Origin of the sequence: Streptomyces sp. NPDC101181 (assembly GCF_044767975.1) — a bacterium.
In the GTDB taxonomy this organism is placed as follows: Bacteria; Actinomycetota; Actinomycetes; order Streptomycetales; family Streptomycetaceae; genus Streptomyces.
This window is the reverse complement of record NZ_JBIWOX010000005.1, coordinates 208,289-225,883: the sequence shown is the minus strand read 5'-3', so window position 1 is coordinate 225,883 and position 17,595 is coordinate 208,289. Positions and strand designations below refer to the sequence as shown.

Below are 17,595 nucleotides of genomic sequence, written 5' to 3'. Positions count from 1 at the left end.
GCGGGTCCCTCGCGGCGGGGCCACGACCGTTCACCCCACTGGGGTCACTCGGGCAGCCGGGTGCCCTCCGGGAGGTGGACGCCGAAGTCGTCGGCCAGGACGCGCAGGGCCTCCGCGCCGTCCTTCAGCCGTCGCTCGGTGACCGTGCCGTCGTCGGCCGTCTCCACCAGGTCCAGCCCGGCCAGTGCCAGGTGGGAGCCGATCCGGGTGTGCTGCGCGTACACCGCCTGCCGGAACGGCGAGCGCGGATGCGTCGCGATGTGCCAGTTGATCACCTCGTAGTCCGGCGCCTCGAACGGTTCCAGGGTGAACGCGTACTGCGGCTCCCACGAGCCGCCCTTCTCCGCCTGGAGCTCCCACATCGGCAGCGGGCCGTCGTGCGCGGTGTGCACGAGGCGGTGGTGGCGCGGGGCGTCGGACAGCTCGGCGCCCGCCACCAGCTCGACCGGCTCCAGCAGCGCCCCGATCGACCCGAACCCGACGTCCACGAGGTACGGGTGCGGCTCACCGGGCACGTCCACCCGCATCAGCATGTGCGTGCGGGGCCGGATGTCGCCCGGCGCCGCGCCCAGCAGCACCCGGGCGGTCAGCGGGGTCACGGAGAAGCCCACCCGCTTCAGCACGGCGGAGAACAGGGTGTTGTGCTCGTAGCAGTACCCGCCGCGCCCGCCGCGGACCAGCTTCGCCTGGAGGTCGTCGAGCGCCAGCGACGGCGCGGAGCCGAGCACGGGGTCCAGGTTCTCGAACGGGATGCCCAGCAGATGGGCGCGTTGCAGGGAGCGCAGCACCTCCACCGTGGGCCGGGGGTTGCCGGTCCAGCTGATGCGGGCGAGGTAGGCGTCGAGGTCGAGTGTCATGCCCCGACCGTACGCAGCCGGAGCGCCGGAGCGGGGGCGGGCTCAGATGTTGCTCAACTTCGGTGAGGCGTCGGGCCGGCCGGGGAACGGTGGCCCTATGAGCCTTTTCCGCAAGCCCCAGCCCCTCGCCGTACTCGTCATCCGCGACGCCCCCGATGTCGTCGCCGAGCTCCGGAGCGCGCTGGAGAGCGCCGCGGAGGCCGAACGCCCCGGTCTGGAGCGGGCCCTCGTCCTCGCCGAGGAAGCCGCCGCGCGCCCGGACGGGGAACTGCGCGGTCACTGGGTGCGCCAGCGGCTCGCCGCGGCCGGGCACGAGGGGCCCGCGGACTCGGTGGAGGCCATCAAGGTCCTGCGCCAGGCCGAACCCGGTCTGAGCCTGCTCCAGGCCGTGACGTACGCGAAGGAGGCAGCGGGAAAGGGGGCCGGGGGGAGTGGAGTTGGGGGCCCGGGGGCCGGGGGAGAAGCGGCCTGACCCGGGCAGCACGGCCCCCGCCGCCTAGGGGTGTCTTCACAATGATCACGGTTGGTGGATCATGGTGTGGTGGTACGCCGCCATGAACTGTTCGACGCCGAGTGGGAGTTCGTCCGGCCGTTGCTGCCCGAGTCGGTGCGGGGGCGGAAGAGGCTGGACGATCGCAGGGTCCTGAACGGGATCGTGTGGAAGTTCCGGACCGGGACGGCCTGGCGGGATGTGCCCGGCCGCTACGGCCCGTGGGTCACTCTGCATACGCGTGTTCGCAGGTGGTCGGCGGACGGGACGTTCGGCCGGATGCTGCGGGCCGCTCAGGCGAAGGCGGATGTGGCGGGCGACATCGACTGGCTGGTGTCCGTCGACTCCACGATCGTCCGGGCGCACCAGCAGGCGGCCGGGGCCCGAAGAGGGGGCTTCGCGACCCGGCCCTCGGCCGGTCCAGGGGTGGTCTGACCAGCAAGGTCCACCTGGCCTGTGACGGCCGGGGCCGTCCGCTCCCTTTCGTCGTGACGGGTGGCAACTCCAACGACTGCATCGGTTCACCGCCGTGATGGACGCGATCAGGGCGCCCCGGATCGGGTCTGGCCTACGGCAACACCTTCAACAGCCTCAACAGTGTCGGCTGGAACGCCACCTCCGGTGCCGACTACCGGATCGAGGAGCCCACCGCCAACGGCGTGTCCATGCAGGGCCCCACCGGCACGGTCGGCGTCTTCGCCCGCTCCGGCTCGTCCCTCACCCCGGCCAAGGGCTACAAGCAGGACCTGACCGAGGCGTCGGACAAGAAGTCCTTCACCCTCACCAGCCGCCGCACCGGTGAGAAGAACACCTTCTCCCGCTCCGGCACCACCGGCGTCGCGCGCGTGTCGAAGGTGGAGGACAAGAACGGCAACGCCACCACCATCACCTACTCCGGCAACTTCACGTCGAAGATCACCTGGGCGTCCGGACGCACGCTGACGTTCACCAACGACGGCAAGCACATCACCAAGGCCGCGGACAACACGGGCCGGTCGATCAGCTACACCTACTCCGGTGATCTGATCAAGACGTTCATTGATACCGACGGCAAGACCTCCGTCTTCGACTACTAGACCTCGAACCGCCTCGCCAAGGTCACGACTGCCGAGGGCCGACAGACGAAGTTCACCTGGGACAGCGACCGGGTGGCCTCCGTCAGGGCTGTACAAGATGGGCGCCCGCTACTACGACCCCGCCCTCGGCCGCTTCACTCAAGCTGACCCGTCCGGTCAGGAACAGAACCCCTACCTCTACGCCGCAGGCGACCCCGTCAACCGCGTCGACCCCACAGGTCTCTACTCTGTTGACGATTTCACGTCGGACATAGGGTTTATCGGATCCGCAGCCACGATTGGCGGATTCGTAGGAGGCGGAATTGGTTCGATCATTCCCGGCGCTGGAACTGTCACCGGGACCCTGGTCGGCGGCCTGGCCGGAACCGGATTCGGTGTCGGATTCGTAGTCGGGTCTCGGCTCTGACCCCAGATGCACACCGTACGGAGGGGGGTACGCGGAACGCGCCTCCCTCTGTCAAGCCACTGAGGACTAAAATGGATAAAAGGCAACTATTCCTCCTGACTTCTGTCATATTCACCTTCCTGGCGATTGGGCTGGTTGTCGGAATTTCTGGAGCATCGCGGACCTCGGCACTTCTCATTTTTGTCATTGTCGCCGTCCCCCTCCTCTACTGGTTCCTCTCGCGCAAGGGCCCCAGCTGAAAGCGCATCGCTCCGTCGGGCCCAGGGGCTATGACCGCACGGCGACACTCGGGCGGCAACAGGCTGTAGAAACCGCGCACGATATGGCGGCAGACGACACAGGCTCGGCCGAGGGTCTCGGGAGGACGTGAGTCAGATGGACGCGCCGGTGCTCGACCACCCGATCGCGGTCGCGGTCCCGGAGGGCTCGGGCCAAAAGGTTCGGTGAGCCCCCCCGCGTCGCGCGACCCCGTACCCCCTGGCCGGAATTGACCCCTTGTGATGGCCGAACATCTGCGCAAACATGCGCATGTCAACAGCCGGAAGATCTCCGGTCCTTGGCATCACTGGAGGGGACCCCCACATGAACAAGCCTCTCGCCGGTGCGTTTCTCGCTGCCCTGCTCCTGGGGGCGGGCGTCGCGCCCGCCGTCGCAGCCGAGCCCGCACCGCAGCATCAGGCACGGGAAACCGTGGCCGCCGCCCCCGCCGCGAAGGCCGTGACCTTCGCCGGGACCGTCGCGCTCAGCAACTGTTCGGGCTCCGTGGTCCGTTCGCCCGACGCCGCCCCCACCGACCCCGCCCTCGTGCTCTCCAACGGGCACTGCCTGGAGTCCGGCTTCCCGGGCCCCGGCGAGGTCGTCGTCGACCAGCCGTCCAAACGGTCGTTCACCCTGCTCGACGCCTCGGGCGGCGGGGTCGGCACCCTCAAGGCGAGCAAGATCGCCTACGGGACCATGACCGACACCGACCTCTCGCTCTACGAGACCACCTCCACCTACCAGCAGATCGAGGACCGCTACGGCATCGAGGCGCTGGAGCTGGAGACCGCCCACCCGACGGCGGGCACCGCCATCACGGTCGCCTCCGGCTACTGGAAGCGCACCTACAGCTGCGACATCGACGGCTTCGTCCATCAGCTCAAGGAGGGCCGGTGGACCTGGAAGGACTCGGTCCGCTACACCCCGGAGTGCCGGACGATCGGCGGCACGTCCGGTTCGCCGGTGATCGACGACGCCACCGGCAAGGTGGTCGCCGTCAACAACACCGGTAACGAGAGCGGCCAGGAGTGCACGGACAACAACCCGTGCGAGGTCGACGAGAACGGCCAGGTGACCGTCCGTGAGGGCATCAACTACGCCCAGCAGACGTACACCATGGTCCCGTGCATCGGCGCGGGCAGCAAGATCGACCTGAACCGCGAGGGCTGCGCGCTCCCCAAGCCGTAGCCGCTTCCGCCCGGCAGGTGCGCCGACCGGCCCTGGCCACGGTCAGGACCGGTCGGCGCGCGCCGCGCCGATCCCGTCGAGCAGCACCCCGAGCCCCACCCGGAACGTTTCGCGCGCCTCCCGCTCCGGGAACGGCATCGCGTCGTCCGGGCCCGGCCCCGGATACGGTTCGGCCGGACCCTCCGCCTCCAGGCCGCTCACCGCCGGGAAGCGCTCCGCGAAGTCGGGGACCAGTTCCAGCAGGGCCGCCGAGCGCGCCGCCCACCACTCCTCGTCGGAGCTGCCGGTCGCCGCCGCGGCGAGCCTCGCGTCGGCCACCGCCTGCGCCGAACCCCGGACGAACGGGAACAGCGTTCCCACCAGGCGCCGCACCACCCCGGCCGGCAGGTCCGTCGCCCGCAGCAGGGTGAGCAGCGTGTCCAGCCCCGCGTACTCGTGCGGCCCCAGCACCGGCCGCGCCTGGGAGACCTGGAGTACCCAGGGGTGCCGGACGAAGAACTCCAGCACCTCCCCGGCCCAGGCGGTCAGCGCCTCTCGCCAGTCGCCCTTCTCCCCGTAGCGCGTGGGCAGTTCGGCGTGCACGGCGTCGTACATCAGGTCCAGCAGCTCGCTCTTGCCGGGAACGTAGGTGTAGAGCGCCATCGCCGTCCGCCCGAGCCGGTCGCCCACCGCGCGCATCGACAGGGCGGCCATCCCCTCCTCGTCCGCGAGCGCCACGGCCGCCGCCACGATCGCGTCCACGCTCAGCCCGGGTTTCGGACCCGGGCCGCCACGCGAGGCGGGCAGGGCGTCCGCGCGCCACAGCAGGGAGAGGGAGCGGCGCGGGTCGCCCTGTCCGGCGAAGACCACCACGTGCAACTCCTTACGGCGTAAAGTAATGTCTGCGAGGTAATTCATTACACCGTAAGGTATCGCTCGTCGTCCTGCGGAGAGTCGAGCGGAGAGAGGTCGGGTCGCCATGGGTCAGGCACTGCCGGTCACCTGGGTACGGGTCACGGACGTCGAGCGGATCACCCCCCGCACGGCCCGGGTCGGCTTCACCGCCGACGAACTGCCCGCCCTGCTGGAGGACCGCCCCGACCAGCAGATGAAGCTGTGCCTGCCGCGCGCCGGGCAGCGGACGCCGAGGCTGCCGGAGCGGCACGCCGAGGACCCCTACGGCATGCGCTGGTACGAGGCGTTCCTCGCGATCCCGGAGGCGGAGCGGCCCTGGATGCGCAGCTTCACCGTCCGCTCCTACGACCGTCAACGCAACGTGATGGCGGTGGACTTCGTGCTGCACGGCGACGGCGGCCCCGCCGCCCGTTGGGGCGCGGCCGCGAAGGCGGGGGACGTCCTCGGCATGGTCGGGCCGTCCTCCCTCTACGCCCGCCCGCTGCCCGCCGCCCGCCGGGTGCTGCTCGCCGGGGACGAGACGGCGCTCCCGGCGATCGCCACGGTGCTGGAGGCGCTGCCCGCCGGGGCCGGGGCCGTGGTGTTCGCCGAGGTCGCGGACGCGGCGGAGGAGCGGGAGCTGCCTTCCGCCGCCCACGGGGCCGAGGTCCACTGGGTGCACCGGGACCGGGGCGGCTCGCTGGTACAAGCCGTACGGGGGGCGGGCGCGGCGCTCGACGGGGTGGACGCGGCCTGGGTGGCGGGCGAGGCGTCCGCCGTGCGGGACCTCCGCCGCCACCTGGTCGAGGATCGTCAACTGCCCAAGTCCACGGTCGAGTTCAGCGGCTACTGGCGGCGCGCCCTCACCCAGGACGACGCCCCCACAAAAGAGGACCTCGCCTGGGCGGCGGAACGGGCCGCGGACGCCTCGTAACGGCGCCTTGTGGCGGGCCCCGGAGAAGCGGGAAGCCTTCAGGCCGCTCCTCCTGCTCCTGCTCCCGCTCCCCGGATCGCCCGGCCGGCCAGCACCGACGTCCGCTTGCCGTCTTCGATGACGAACCGGCCGTCGATCAGGACGTGCGGGATGCCCACCGGCAGGGTGCGCGGCGCCTCGAAGGTGGAGCCCGCCGCCACCGTGTCCGGGTCGAAGAGGACCAGGTCGGCGCGGTAGCCCTCGCGGACCAGGCCCCGGTCCGCCAGCCGCAGCCGGGCGGCCGGGCGGGAGGTCAGGTGGGCCACGCACTCCTCCAGTGAGAGGATGCCCAACTCCCGGGCGTACCGCCCCAGATACTGCGGGAACGTGCCGTAGGCCCTCGGGTGCGGCTTGTCGCCCTGGAGGATGCCGTCGCTGCCGCCGGTGTGCACCGGGTGGCGCATGATCTGCTGGACGTTCTCCTCGTGGCCCACGTGCTGGAGGATCGTCGTCCCGAGCCGGTCCTCGGTGAGCAGCCGCCGCGCGGTCACCCAGGGCTCCTCGCCCCGCAGCGCCGCCGACTCCGCCACCGTACGGCCCACGTACGCGCCCAGGTGCGGTGTGCTGACGCCGGAGATCTCGATGGTGTCCCATTCGATCGGCACCCCGTGGCAGCCGTCCGAGCCCATGACCTCCAGGTGGTGCCGGATCCTCTCGGCGCTCGACGGGTCCGCGAGCCGGGTCAGGACCGAGGCGGGGCCGCCCTCGCTCGCCCAACTGGGCAGCATCGCCACGAGCGTGGTGCACCCGGGGGTGTACGGGTAGGTGTCGAGCGAGATGTCGGCCCCGGCGGCGAGCGCACCGTCCAGCAGGGCCAGGAGGTCGGGCGCCCTGCCCTTGTTGACGCCGAAGTTCATGGTGGCGTGAGCGAGATGGAGGGCGCAGCCCGCGTTCCGGGTGAGCTGGACCATCTCCTCGTACGCCTCCAGCGCACCCGCCCCGTAACTGCGGTGGTGCGGGCAGTAGTAGCCGCCGTGGCGGGCCACCACCCGGCACAGCTCGGTCAGTTCGGCGTCGTCCGCGTACATCCCGGGGGTGTAGGTGAGCCCGGAGGACAGGCCGACCGCGCCCTCCCGCATCCCCTGGTCCACCAGCTCCCTCATCCGGGACAGTTCGGCGTCGGTGGCGGGCCGGTCGTCCCACCCGACCGCGTACATCCGGACCGTGCCCTGCGGGACGAGATAGGCGGCGTTCACCGCGATGCCCTGGCCGCCGAAGTTGCGGTCCAGGCGGTCCAGATAGCCGCCGACGGTGCGCCAGTCGAAGTCGATGTCGCTCCCGTCGCCGTTCCAGCCGGTGATGGAGCGGCGGACCTCGGCGAGCGTACGGTCGTCGGCCGGGGCGTACGACAGCCCGTCCTGGCCGAGCACTTCCAGCGTGACGCCCTGCGCCGCCTTCGCGCTGTGGTCCGGGTCGCGGAGCAGCGCCAGGTCGCTGTGGGCGTGCATGTCGATGAAGCCGGGGGAGAGCGCGAGACCGTCCGCGTCGACCGTCCGGGTGGCCGTGGGGCGGGGGCCGGGGGAGCCCTCCCGGTGGATCTCGGCTATCCGGCCGCCGTCGAGCGCCACATCGGCGCGGTAGGACGGCTCGCCGGTGCCGTCGACGACGAGCGCGTCACGCAGGACCAGGTCCATGGGTCACCATTCCGATCGAGGGGGATGCCGGGGCTCTTCTCCATGGCCGCGGCGCTCACCGATGTGCTGCGGCCTTCTTCACGTCTCGTCAAGCGGGCCGCGGCTCCGGAAGTTCCGGACGAACGTGCGGGGGAAGTTCTGGGAGAACGTGCGGAGGAAGTTCTGGGAGAACGTGCGGGGGAAGCTCTGCAAGAACGTACGGAGCAAGCCCTAGAAGAACGTGCGGAGGTAGTCGGAGACCGTGCCGTCCGCCTCGACCAGCGGGATCAGCTGCCACTTGTCGAAACTGGTGCAGGGGTGCGACAGGCCCATGCCGACCCAGTCGCCCACCTCCAGTTCCGCACCGTCCTGCGTCCGCACCCAGGTGTGCTGGTCGGAGAGGCCGGTGACGGTGATCCCGGTGGCGGGGCGCACCGAGCCGTCCCGGACCGAGCGGACCACCTGCGCCTCGGGCAGGTCCAGGTCGTAAGCCGCGTCCCGCTTCCCCGCGTTGAGGAACGCCTGCTCGCCGGAGGGCCGGGAGACCACCTGCGCCCAGAGCCGGAAGGCGGGCTCCAGGGCGCCCTCCTCGGGGACGCGGTTGAACGGGGTGAGGTGCTTGTAGTGCCCGTCGTCATGCGAGACGTACGCCCCGGAGCGCAGCAACTTCAGCGTGGGAAGGCTCAGTTCGGGGATCTCCGCGAAGACGTCCGCGACCGCGTCGAACCAGGCGCTGCCGCCCGCGCTGATCACGATCTCCCCGGCCCCGGCGAACCGCTGCTCGGCGTCGAAGCCGGCCGCCAGCGCGACGAGCCGCCGCAGCCAGGCCCGTACCCGCTCGGGGTCGGCGTCCGGGACCTCGCCCTCGTACCCGGCCACCCCCACCAGGCGCAGCGGCCCGGCCGCCGCCACCGCGTCGGCCACCGCCGCGCAGTCGGCCTCCGTCCGGGCCCCGGTGCGCGCGCCCTCGCCCGCGCCCAGCTCGACCACCACGTCCAGGGGGCGGGTGGCGCCCGCCGCGCTCAGGGCACGCGCCATCAGCTCGACCCCGCGTACGGAGTCCACGTAACAGACGAACCGGAACTCCGGGTCCCCGCTCAGCTCGCCCGCCAGCCAGCGCAGTGCCACCGGGTCGACCAGCTCGTTGGCGAGGAAGATCCGCTCGATGCCGTACGCCCGGTAGACCCGCGCCTGGTGCGGGACGGCGGCGGTGATGCCCCACGCGCCGCGCTTCAGCTGGTCCGCGAAGAGCTGCGGGGACATCGACGTCTTGCCGTGCGGGGCGAAGGCGAGGCCGTGGCGCTCCGCGTACGCCTCCAGCAGGGCGAGGTTGTGCTCGACGGACTCGGCGGACAGCGCGAGGACGGGGGTGGTGAACCCGCCGGTGAAGAGGTTGCGGCGCTCGGCGGCGAGGGCTGCCACGGTCAGCCCCTCCGCGTCCGGCGGCAGGGCCTTGAAGCGGTGGTCGACGCGCTCGTCGGCGAGTCCCGCCAGGGCGGATGCGGATGCGGATGCCGATGTGGAGCGGGCTGCGGCGGGTGACGCGCCCCGGGGTGCGGTGCGGGGGGTGGTGCTCGGTGCGGCGTGGTCGGCGGGGCGGTCGGCTGCCATGGGGGCTCCTCGAAGTTCGTTGCACCATATGCAACACCCATTGCGTATATCGCTCAACGCTGTCTAACATCCGAGCCGATGCCCGGTCAATGGTGACCACCGGCCCGCACGCCGATCAGCGAGGAGCTCTCCGTGTCCGGACCCGCAGCAGGGACGGCCAGCGCCGCCACGACCACCGATGTCGTCTGTCTCGGTGAGTCCATGGTGACGTTCCTGCCCTCGCAGCCCGGCCGCCTCGCCGACGTGCCCTCCTTCGGCCGCGGCATCGGCGGCGCCGAGTCCAACGTGGCCTGCGCACTCGCCGCCGCCGGGCACCGGGCGGCCTGGGTCGGCCGGGTCGGCGCGGACGGCTTCGGCGATCACCTGGTCGAGACGATCGCCGGGTACGGGGTCGACACCTCGGCGGTCCGCCGCGACCCCGACCGCCCCACCGGCATCTACTTCCGCACGGCCACCGACCGGGGCGCCGACACGCACGAGGTCGCCTACTACCGGGCCGGGTCGGCCGCCTCCGCGATGGCGCCGGACAACGTGCCCTACGAGGACCTGTTCGCGGGCCGCGTCCTGCACCTGTCCGGGATCACGGCCGCGCTCTCCGCGGACTGCCTGGCGCTGCTGCGGGACCTCACGGCGCCCCGCCCCGGCCGTCCGCTGGTCTCCTTCGACGTGAACCACCGGCCCCACCTGTGGCGGGGCGCCGATGCCGACGCCTCCGTGCTGCTGGAGCTGGCCCGCCGCGCCGACCTGGTCTTCGTCGGCGAGGACGAGGCGGAGGAGGCGTGGGGGATCGTCGGCGCGGACGCGGTCCGGGCGGCGCTGCCGGAACCCGCCGTGGTCGTCGTGAAGCGGGGCAGCGCGGGCGCGACGGTGTTCTCCGGCCCTCGCCCGACGGCGTTCACCCGCCCCCGCCCGACGGTGTCCTCCGGCCCCCGCCCCGCGGGCAACGCCCGAGCTGAGAATGCGGGCGACGCCGAGACGGCCACCCGGGACGAGATGGCCGAACGGAACGAGACGGCCGCCCGGGATGAGACGGCCGCCCGGGACGAGACGGCCGCCCGGGACGAGACGGCCACGGCAGGGGGCGCCACCGGGCCGGGGGACACCGTCACCCACGTCCCCGCCCTCCGCGTCGACGTGGTCGCCGCCGTCGGCGCCGGGGACGCCTTCGCCGCCGGGTTCCTCTCGGCCACCCTGCGCGGCCTGCCCGTACGCGACCGGGCCCGGCACGGGCACCTGATGGCCGCCGCCGTCCTCACCGTCCCCGGCGACCTCACCGACCCGCCCGCCCGCGCCCACGCCGACCGGCTCGCCGCTCTCGACGAGGACGCCTGGGGGACACTGCGACTCGGCCCCGGCTGGACCGCGGCCGACCGGGCCCCCCAGGAGGTACGTACGCCATGAGCCAGACCGTCGACCGGGCGCTGAGCATCCTGCCGCTGCTCGCCCAGGGACCCGCCGACCTCGGCCAGGTCGCCGAGCGCCTCGGCGTCCACAAGTCCACGGCGCTGCGCCTGCTCCGTACGCTCGACGAGCACGGCCTCGTCTACCGCCAGCAGGACCAGCGCTACCGCCTCGGCGCCCGGCTCTTCGCGCTCGCCCAGGAAGCCGTGGAGAACCTCGACGTCCGCGAGATCGCCCACCCCCATCTGGTCGCGCTGAACGACCGGTGCGGGCACACCGTCCACCTCGCGGTCTACGAGGAGCAGGAAGTCCTCTACATCGACAAGGTCGAGAGCCGCTACCCGGTCCGGATGTACTCCCGGATCGGCAAGCCCGTCGCCATCACCGTCGCCGCCGTCGCCAAACTGCTGCTGGCCGACCTCACCGAGTCCGAGCGGCGCGTCATCGCCGAGAAGCTCGACTACCCCCTGTACACGTCCCGTTCGACGCCCGACGCGGCCACCTTCCTCAAGGAGCTGGCCGTGGTGCGCGAACAGGGCTGGGCCACCGACCTCGGTGGCCACGAGGAGTCCATCAACTGCGTCGGCGCCCCCATCCGCGGCGCGGACGGCCGGGTCGTCGCGGCCATGTCCGTCTCCGCGCCCAACGTGGTCGTCACGGCGGAGGAACTCCTCACCCTGCTCCCGCTGGTCCGGCGCACCGCCGAGACCATCAGCCGGGAGTACTCCGGCACCAACCGACCCAAGAAAGCCTGATCAGCCATGACCGAGAAGACCGCCCTCACCCCCTCCACCCACACCACGCCGCCCGCGAAGTTCTCGCACGGCGTGAAGAAGGGGAACATCCTCCAGGTCGCCGGCCAGGTCGGCTTCCTCCCGGCCGTGGCGGGCCAGGCCCCCACCCCGGCCGGTCCCACCCTGCGCGAGCAGACCCTCCAGACCTTCGCCAACGTCAAGGCGATCCTGGAGGAGGGCGGCGCGAGCTGGGACGACGTGATGATGATGCGCGTCTACCTCACGGACGTGGACCACTTCGCGGAGATGAACGAGATCTACAACACCTACTTCGCCGAGCAGAACCTCAAGGAGGCCCCGTCGGCCCGCACGACGGTCTACGTCGGTCTGCCCAAGGGGCTGCTGATCGAGATCGACGCGCTCGCGGTGCTGAGCTGACGGTCCCCGCACCGCGTCGGACCGTCCGGCTTTCCCCTCACGGTGCTGAGCTGACGGTCCCCGCACCGCATCGGATCATCCCGCTCTCCCCTCCCTGATCCTTTGCTCCCCACGCAGAACCCCTCCCGCCGTACGCCGTTCGGCGCGGCACCCCGCTCCCCGGGGGCGCCGCGCCGCGCTACCCCCTGCCCTCCAGCACCACCGGAGTCCCCATGCTGCTCGCCGCAACCCCCTCGCCGGCCGAGACCCCACCGCACACCGGTGGACTGCTCCTCCTGATCGACGGCACCGCGGGCCTGCTGACCGTCGCCGCCCTGGGCATCGCCCTCCTGCTCCTCCTGATCATCAAGGTCAGGCTCCAGCCGTTCGTCGCCCTGCTCGCGGTCTCCATAGCCGTCGGCCTCGGCGCCGGGCTCTCGGTCACCGAACTCTTCGGCACCGTGCAGAAATCCGCCGCCGTCTCGGTCATCGAATCCGGCATGGGCGGCATCCTCGGCCATGTCGCGATCATCATCGGGCTGGGCACCATGCTCGGCGCGATCCTCGAAGTGTCCGGCGGGGCCGAGGTGCTGAGCGCCCGCCTGCTGAACGCCTTCGGCGAGAAGCGCGCCCCCCTCGCCATGGGGATGACCGGACTCGTCTTCGGCATCCCGGTCTTCTTCGACGTCGGCATCTTCGTCCTCGCGCCGATCGTCTACGCCGCCGCCAAGCGCTCCGGCAAATCGATCCTGCTCTACGCGATGCCGCTGCTGGCCGGCCTGTCGATGACCCACGCGTTCCTGCCGCCGCACCCGGGCCCGGTGGCCGCCGCCGGACTGTTCGACGTGTCGCTCGGCTGGGTCATCCTGATGGGCGTCGTCGTCGGCATCCCGTCCGTCATCGCCGCCTGGGTCTACTCCGCCTGGATCGGCAAGCGGGTCTTCGTCGACGTCCCGCAGGACATGCTGGAGGCCGCCGAGGAGGCCAAGGCCGCCGTCGCCGCCGAACAGCGCGCGGCGGGCGTCACCCCGCACGAGAAGCCGGTCCCGCTCCTCACGGTCCTCGCGATCATCGGCACCCCGCTGATCCTGATCCTCGCCGCGACGTTCTCCTCCATCGCGCTGGACCCCTCCACGCCCCGCTCGGTGATCGAGTTCTTCGGCAACCCGTTCGTGGCCCTGACGATCGCCCTGTTCCTCGCGTACTACCTGCTCGGCATCCGGCGCGGCTGGTCCCGCAAGTCCCTGGAGTCGGTCTCCACCTCCTCGCTCAAGCCCGTCGGCAACATCCTGCTGGTGGTCGGAGCCGGTGGCATCTTCGGCGCGGTCCTCAAGGGCAGCGGCATCGCGGACGCGCTCGCCGACACCTTCAACGACGTGGGACTGCCCGTCATCCTGCTCGCCTGGCTGATCTCGGTCGTCCTGCGCGTCGCCCAGGGCTCGGCCACCGTGGCGATCGTCACCACGGCCGGGATCGTGGTCCCCTTGGTTGAGGGCCAGGACTTCTCCCAGGCCCACCTCGCGCTGATCATCATGGCGATCTCGGCGGGCTCGATCTTCGCCTCGCACGTCAACGACGGCGGCTTCTGGATGGTGTCGAAGTACTTCGGCATCAGCGAGCGCGACACCCTGAAGTCGTGGACGGTCCTGGAGACGGTCCTGTCGGTCGCGGGCTTCGCGGTGGCGGCACTGCTGAGCCTGGTCATCTGAGAAAGCGCCGGAAAGCTGCCGGAACGGTCAGCCCCGTGACCCGGCAGTGAGGGCGGACGGGATCGGAGGTGAGGGTCGCGGTACGGCAGTGAGGCCGGTGACCCTGGAAGTGACCGTGGTAGTGCGGCAGGTGGGCCGGTGACCCCGGAAGCGACCGTGATAGTGCAGCAGTTGGGCCGGTGACCTCGGAAGTGAGCGCGGTGGTCCGCCGTCCCGCTCCCTGCCCCTCCCTCCCGATCCCGTCCGCCCCCTTGTGCCGCACCACCGATTGCGCTTCCTTGATCGGCATGGCGGAGACAAGCGCAACCACAGAGACAGGGGAGCCGGCCTCCCACCCCCGTAAGTCCAGTTGGACCTACATCGGCCCCGGGATCGTCGTCGCGGCGACCGGGGTCGGCGCCGGGGACCTGGTCGCCACGCTGATCGCGGGCAGCAAGTTCGGCTACACCCTGATGTGGGCCGCGGTCATCGGGTGCGTCGTCAAGATCTCGCTCGCCGAGGCCGCCGGGCGCTGGCACCTGGCGACCGGGCGCACCCTCTTCGACGGCTGGCGCAGCCTCGGCGCGTGGACCACGGTGTACTTCGCGATCTACGTCGTCGTCTGGGGCTTCATCTACGGGGCGACGGCCATGTCCTCCAGCGCCCTGCCCATCGTGGCGCTGTTCTCGGACGGGCCGGGGCTGAAGTTCTGGGCGATCGTGACGGGGCTGATCGGGCTCGTCTTCGTCTGGTTCAACCGGTACGCCGTCTTCGAGAAGGTCATGACGGTCCTCATCGGGATCATGTTCGTGGTGGTCGTGTACGTGGCCGTCCGCGTCGTCCCGGACGTCGGCGCCTCCTTCGCCGGGCTGCTGCCCGTGCTCCCGGACGGTTCGCTGCTCTACACCCTCGGGCTGATCGGCGGCGTCGGCGGCACGATCACCATGGCCGCGTACGGGTACTGGGTCAACGCCAAGGGGTGGAGCAACTCCTCGTGGATGAAGGTGATGCGGCTCGACAACCGGGTCGCCTACATCACCACCGGGGTCTTCGTCGTCGCGATGCTCATCGTGGGCGCCGAACTGCTGCACGCCTCGCAGGTCGCCCTCACGTCCGGGGACCGGGGGCTGATCGACCTGGGCAAGGTGCTGGAGGACCGGTTCGGCTCGGGCACCGCGAAGCTCTTCCTCGTGGGCTTCTTCGCCACCTCGTTCTCCTCGCTGATCGGGGTCTGGCACGGGGTGAGCCTGATGTTCGCCGACTTCGTGGAACGGTTCCGGGCCCCGGCGGACGGTGGGACGGAGCACGCCGGACCGGCCGTCACCGACCGCCAGCAGCGCTCGCTGCCGTTCCGCGTGTACCTCCTCTGGCTCACCTTCCCGCCGATGGTCCTGCTGTGGCTGGACGAGCCCTTCGGCCTGGTCATCGCCTACGGGGTGCTGGGCGCGTTCTTCATGCCCTTCCTCGCCCTGACCCTGCTCTGGCTCCTCAACTCCTGGCGTACGCCAAGGGAATGGCGCAACGGCTGGGTGAGCAACGGGATGCTGGCTCTCGCCGGGCTGCTGTTCGTCGTGCTGTGCGTCCAGCAGGTGCGGGAACTGCCGTGGTGAGTCCGGCCGGGTGAAACGCCGTAGCGCCGCCGGGGGAGCGGCGGCGCTACAGGTCTTCGGGGTGGATCGGTAGAGCGGTAGAGCGGTGGATCGGGTGGAGCGGTGGATCGGCGGCGCGCCGGGGTTACGGCAGGTTGCGGACGTGCGGGCCGACCGCCTTCGACCAGGCGAACCCGGCCGTCGCGTCCCAGTTCGTCGACCAGGTCATCGCGCCACGCAGCGACGGGTAGGTCTTCGAGGGCTTGAACGAACCGCAGCTGGTGCCCCGGGTCAGGCAGTCCAGGGCCGCGTTCACGACCGACGGGGCGACGTAACCGCTGCCCGCGCCCCGGGTGGAGGCGGGGACACCGATGCCGACCTGGGACGGGGCGAGGCCGTTCTCCAGCTGGATGCAGGCGAGCGCGGTGAGGAAGTCCACCGAACCCTGCGAGTACACCTTGCCGTCGCAGCCGAGCATCGAACCGCTGTTGTAGTACTGCATGTTGACGACGGTCAGGATGTCCTTGATGTTCAGCGCCGTCTTGAAGTACTCACCCGACGTCGACTGCATGTCGATCGTCTGCGGGGCCATCGTGATGACCAGCCCACTGCCCGCCTTCGCCGACAGCTGGCGCAGCGCCTTGCTCATGTAGGTGGCGTTGAGGCCGTTCTCCAGGTCGATGTCGACGCCGTTGAAGCCGTAGTCCTGCATCAGCGCGTACACCGAGTTGGCGAACTCGGTGGCGGAGGCGTCGTTGTCGACCCGGACCGTGCCCAGCTCGCCGCCGATCGAGATGATGACGTTCTTGCCCTGGGCCTGCTTGGTCTTTATGTCGGCCCGGAACTGGGCGTCGGTGTAACCGTTCAGACCGGCCGTGTCCAGGTTGAAGGTGACCCGGCCCGGCGTCGGCGTGGCGTCCGCGAAGGAGACCGCGATGATGTCGTAGTCCGCCGGGACGTCGGTGAGCTTCTGGACGGCGGCGCCGTTGTTGAAGTTCTGCCAGTAGCCGGTCACCGCGTGCTTGGGCACGGCGGGACCGGGGCCGGGGCCCGTGCCCGGCTTGGCCGTACGGGCGGTGATGGCGGCCGACTTGGCGGACTCCCCGGCCGCGTTGGTGGCGCTCACGGAGAACTGGTACGCGGTGTCCGCGGTCAGCCCGCTGACCGTCGCGGAGGTCCCGGTGGCCGTGGTGGCCTGGGTGCCGTTGCGGTAGACCTTGTAGCCGGTGGCGCCGGAGACGGCGTTCCAGGACAGGGCGACGGAGGTCGTGGTGGTGGCGCCCGCCGTCAGGCCCGCCGGGGTGGCCGGGACGGCCGGGGGCTCCTCACCGCCGCCCCCGCCGTCGGGGCCGGTGACCTCGATGTCGTCGGCGAAGTAGGCGGCCTGCCCGTACCAGCCGTGGGTGTAGACGGTCACCGAGGTGGTGTTGGCACCGGTGCGGAAGCTGGTGGACAGCTTGGTCCAGCTGGAGGAACCGGGGGTCCAGGTGGACGTGTCGGTCGTTCCGGTGCCGCTCACGCCGAGGTAGGCGTAACCGCCCTGCACCCAGGAGCTGAGCGCGTAGGTCGAGTTGGGCTTCACCTTGACGGTCTGCGAGCACTTGGCGTTGTCCTGGCCGGCCGGGGTGGCCTTGAGCGCGGACGTACCGCTGCGCACGGGGGAGGAGACCGTGGCGCCGCTGTTCGCGGAGCAGGACCAGTTGGCGAGCCCCGACTCGAAGCCCGCGTTCCTGGCGTTGTTGACGTCGGCGGCCTGGGCGGTGCTGACGAGACCGGTGACGGTCAGGGCGCCGGCCGCGACGACGGCCAGGGCGCCGTTGAGCACGGGACGGGAGTGACGTCGTCTGCGTCTGCTGCCTGCGGAGCGTTCCACTGGTGCCTCCGGGGGGAGTTGAGGAGTTGCGGTGATCCGGTGGTGCGGAGATGCGGTGACGCGGAGGTGCAGAGATGGCGAGGTGCGGAGGTGCGGTGACGCGAACGGACGGATGCGCGGAGATGAGGTGACGCGGACGTGCGGTGACGCGGAGATGCGAACGGACGGATGCGCGGTGACGCGGGTGGCCATCGCTTGGCGGATAAGCTGGTCCAGACCAATCGAGTTGTCAAGACCTCTGGCGGCCGTCGGGTTCCCTCCGGTCGTCGCCGGGCCTCGGAGCAGGCCCCGGGCGGGCCTTGAGGGGCCACGGAGTGTTCCGGTGCTCCTGGTGGGCTTTTTTGCCTGGTCGTGACCTTGGGGAGCGTCCTCCTCCCCTCCCGCACGGGTGATCTTGTGAAGGTCTCCGGACGGTGACGGAGGCGACCCGGCCCGGACGCCCGCGACGGGCCCGCTTCCCGGCTGACGTGCGCAGATGGGCGGGTGATCGATTCCCGGACGCGCGATTGAGTAACGCTCAGCGAGGGCAAGTCGGTTGGGTGAAATCG

General features: G+C 71.1%; 15 protein-coding genes and 2 pseudogenes. 12 read left to right on the top strand and 5 right to left on the bottom strand.

Annotation, left to right across the window (positions count from 1 at the left end; genetic code table 11):
* Positions 1–44: 44 nt before the first annotated feature.
* A complete protein-coding gene (locus ACIRRU_RS10780; RefSeq protein WP_403678616.1) occupies positions 45–857 on the bottom strand; it encodes an arylamine N-acetyltransferase in 813 nt (270 codons plus the stop codon).
* A 97-nt stretch (positions 858–954) separates the two neighbouring features.
* On the opposite strand from ACIRRU_RS10780, the gene ACIRRU_RS10775 reads away from it, so the two are divergent.
* The 6 genes and pseudogenes from ACIRRU_RS10775 to ACIRRU_RS10750 all read left to right on the top strand — a co-directional run bounded on the left by ACIRRU_RS10775 (position 955) and on the right by ACIRRU_RS10750 (position 4,275).
* On the top strand, positions 955–1,329 hold the full coding sequence (locus ACIRRU_RS10775) for a hypothetical protein (RefSeq protein WP_403678614.1): 375 nt from the start codon (positions 955–957) through the stop codon (positions 1,327–1,329).
* A 51-nt stretch (positions 1,330–1,380) separates the two neighbouring features.
* Positions 1,381–1,915, top strand: a pseudogene (locus tag ACIRRU_RS10770) (IS5 family transposase); the annotation flags it as partial.
* A 97-nt stretch (positions 1,916–2,012) separates the two neighbouring features.
* Positions 2,013–2,423, top strand: coding sequence for a hypothetical protein (locus ACIRRU_RS10765; RefSeq protein ID WP_403678612.1), 411 nt, complete (start codon positions 2,013–2,015; stop codon positions 2,421–2,423).
* A 9-nt stretch (positions 2,424–2,432) separates the two neighbouring features.
* Positions 2,433–2,570 (top strand): annotated as a pseudogene (locus tag ACIRRU_RS10760) (hypothetical protein); the annotation flags it as partial.
* On the top strand, positions 2,521–2,829 hold the full coding sequence (locus ACIRRU_RS10755; RefSeq protein ID WP_403678610.1) for an RHS repeat-associated core domain-containing protein: 309 nt from the start codon (positions 2,521–2,523) through the stop codon (positions 2,827–2,829). The pseudogene ACIRRU_RS10760 and the gene ACIRRU_RS10755, both read left to right, overlap by 50 nt.
* Before the next feature lie 582 nt (positions 2,830–3,411).
* On the top strand, positions 3,412–4,275 hold the full coding sequence (locus tag ACIRRU_RS10750) for a serine protease (protein WP_403678608.1): 864 nt from the start codon (positions 3,412–3,414) through the stop codon (positions 4,273–4,275).
* A 42-nt stretch (positions 4,276–4,317) separates the two neighbouring features.
* On the opposite strand, the gene ACIRRU_RS10745 is transcribed toward ACIRRU_RS10750, so the two are convergent.
* On the bottom strand, positions 4,318–5,127 hold the full coding sequence (locus ACIRRU_RS10745; protein ID WP_403678748.1) for a TetR/AcrR family transcriptional regulator: 810 nt from the start codon (positions 5,125–5,127) through the stop codon (positions 4,318–4,320).
* 106 nt (positions 5,128–5,233) lie between these two features.
* Between ACIRRU_RS10745 and ACIRRU_RS10740 the strand changes: the two genes are divergently transcribed.
* The gene (locus ACIRRU_RS10740; protein ID WP_403678606.1) at positions 5,234–6,082 is read left to right on the top strand and encodes a siderophore-interacting protein; all 849 of its coding nucleotides are present in this window, start codon (positions 5,234–5,236) and stop codon (positions 6,080–6,082) included.
* A gap of 38 nt (positions 6,083–6,120) precedes the next feature.
* Here the strand turns inward: ACIRRU_RS10740 and ACIRRU_RS10735 are convergent, their stop codons facing one another.
* Both ACIRRU_RS10735 and ACIRRU_RS10730 read right to left on the bottom strand, forming a co-directional pair.
* Positions 6,121–7,755: an amidohydrolase family protein gene (locus tag ACIRRU_RS10735; protein WP_403678605.1), complete on the bottom strand. Its 1,635-nt coding sequence runs from the start codon at positions 7,753–7,755 to the stop codon at positions 6,121–6,123.
* 210 nt (positions 7,756–7,965) lie between these two features.
* Positions 7,966–9,345, bottom strand: coding sequence for an alanine racemase (locus tag ACIRRU_RS10730; RefSeq protein ID WP_403678603.1), 1,380 nt, complete (start codon positions 9,343–9,345; stop codon positions 7,966–7,968).
* Between the two features lie 132 nt (positions 9,346–9,477).
* Between ACIRRU_RS10730 and ACIRRU_RS10725 the strand changes: the two genes are divergently transcribed.
* From ACIRRU_RS10725 to ACIRRU_RS10705, 5 genes are all read left to right on the top strand, one after another.
* On the top strand, positions 9,478–10,746 hold the full coding sequence (locus tag ACIRRU_RS10725; protein WP_403678601.1) for a sugar kinase: 1,269 nt from the start codon (positions 9,478–9,480) through the stop codon (positions 10,744–10,746).
* Entirely contained in the window at positions 10,743–11,501 is a 759-nt protein-coding gene (locus ACIRRU_RS10720; protein ID WP_403678599.1) for an IclR family transcriptional regulator, read from the top strand. The genes ACIRRU_RS10725 and ACIRRU_RS10720 overlap by 4 nt, the downstream gene beginning before the upstream one ends.
* A gap of 6 nt (positions 11,502–11,507) precedes the next feature.
* A complete protein-coding gene (locus tag ACIRRU_RS10715) occupies positions 11,508–11,918 on the top strand; it encodes a RidA family protein (protein ID WP_403678597.1) in 411 nt (136 codons plus the stop codon).
* 212 nt (positions 11,919–12,130) lie between these two features.
* Positions 12,131–13,606 (top strand): GntP family permease, encoded by a 1,476-nt coding sequence (locus tag ACIRRU_RS10710; RefSeq protein ID WP_403678595.1) that lies wholly within the window; start codon positions 12,131–12,133, stop codon positions 13,604–13,606.
* Between the two features lie 287 nt (positions 13,607–13,893).
* On the top strand, positions 13,894–15,195 hold the full coding sequence (locus tag ACIRRU_RS10705) for an Nramp family divalent metal transporter (protein WP_403678593.1): 1,302 nt from the start codon (positions 13,894–13,896) through the stop codon (positions 15,193–15,195).
* 124 nt (positions 15,196–15,319) lie between these two features.
* On the opposite strand, the gene ACIRRU_RS10700 is transcribed toward ACIRRU_RS10705, so the two are convergent.
* A complete protein-coding gene (locus ACIRRU_RS10700; RefSeq protein ID WP_403678591.1) occupies positions 15,320–17,047 on the bottom strand; it encodes a chitinase in 1,728 nt (575 codons plus the stop codon).
* Positions 17,048–17,595: the final 548 nt, after the last annotated feature.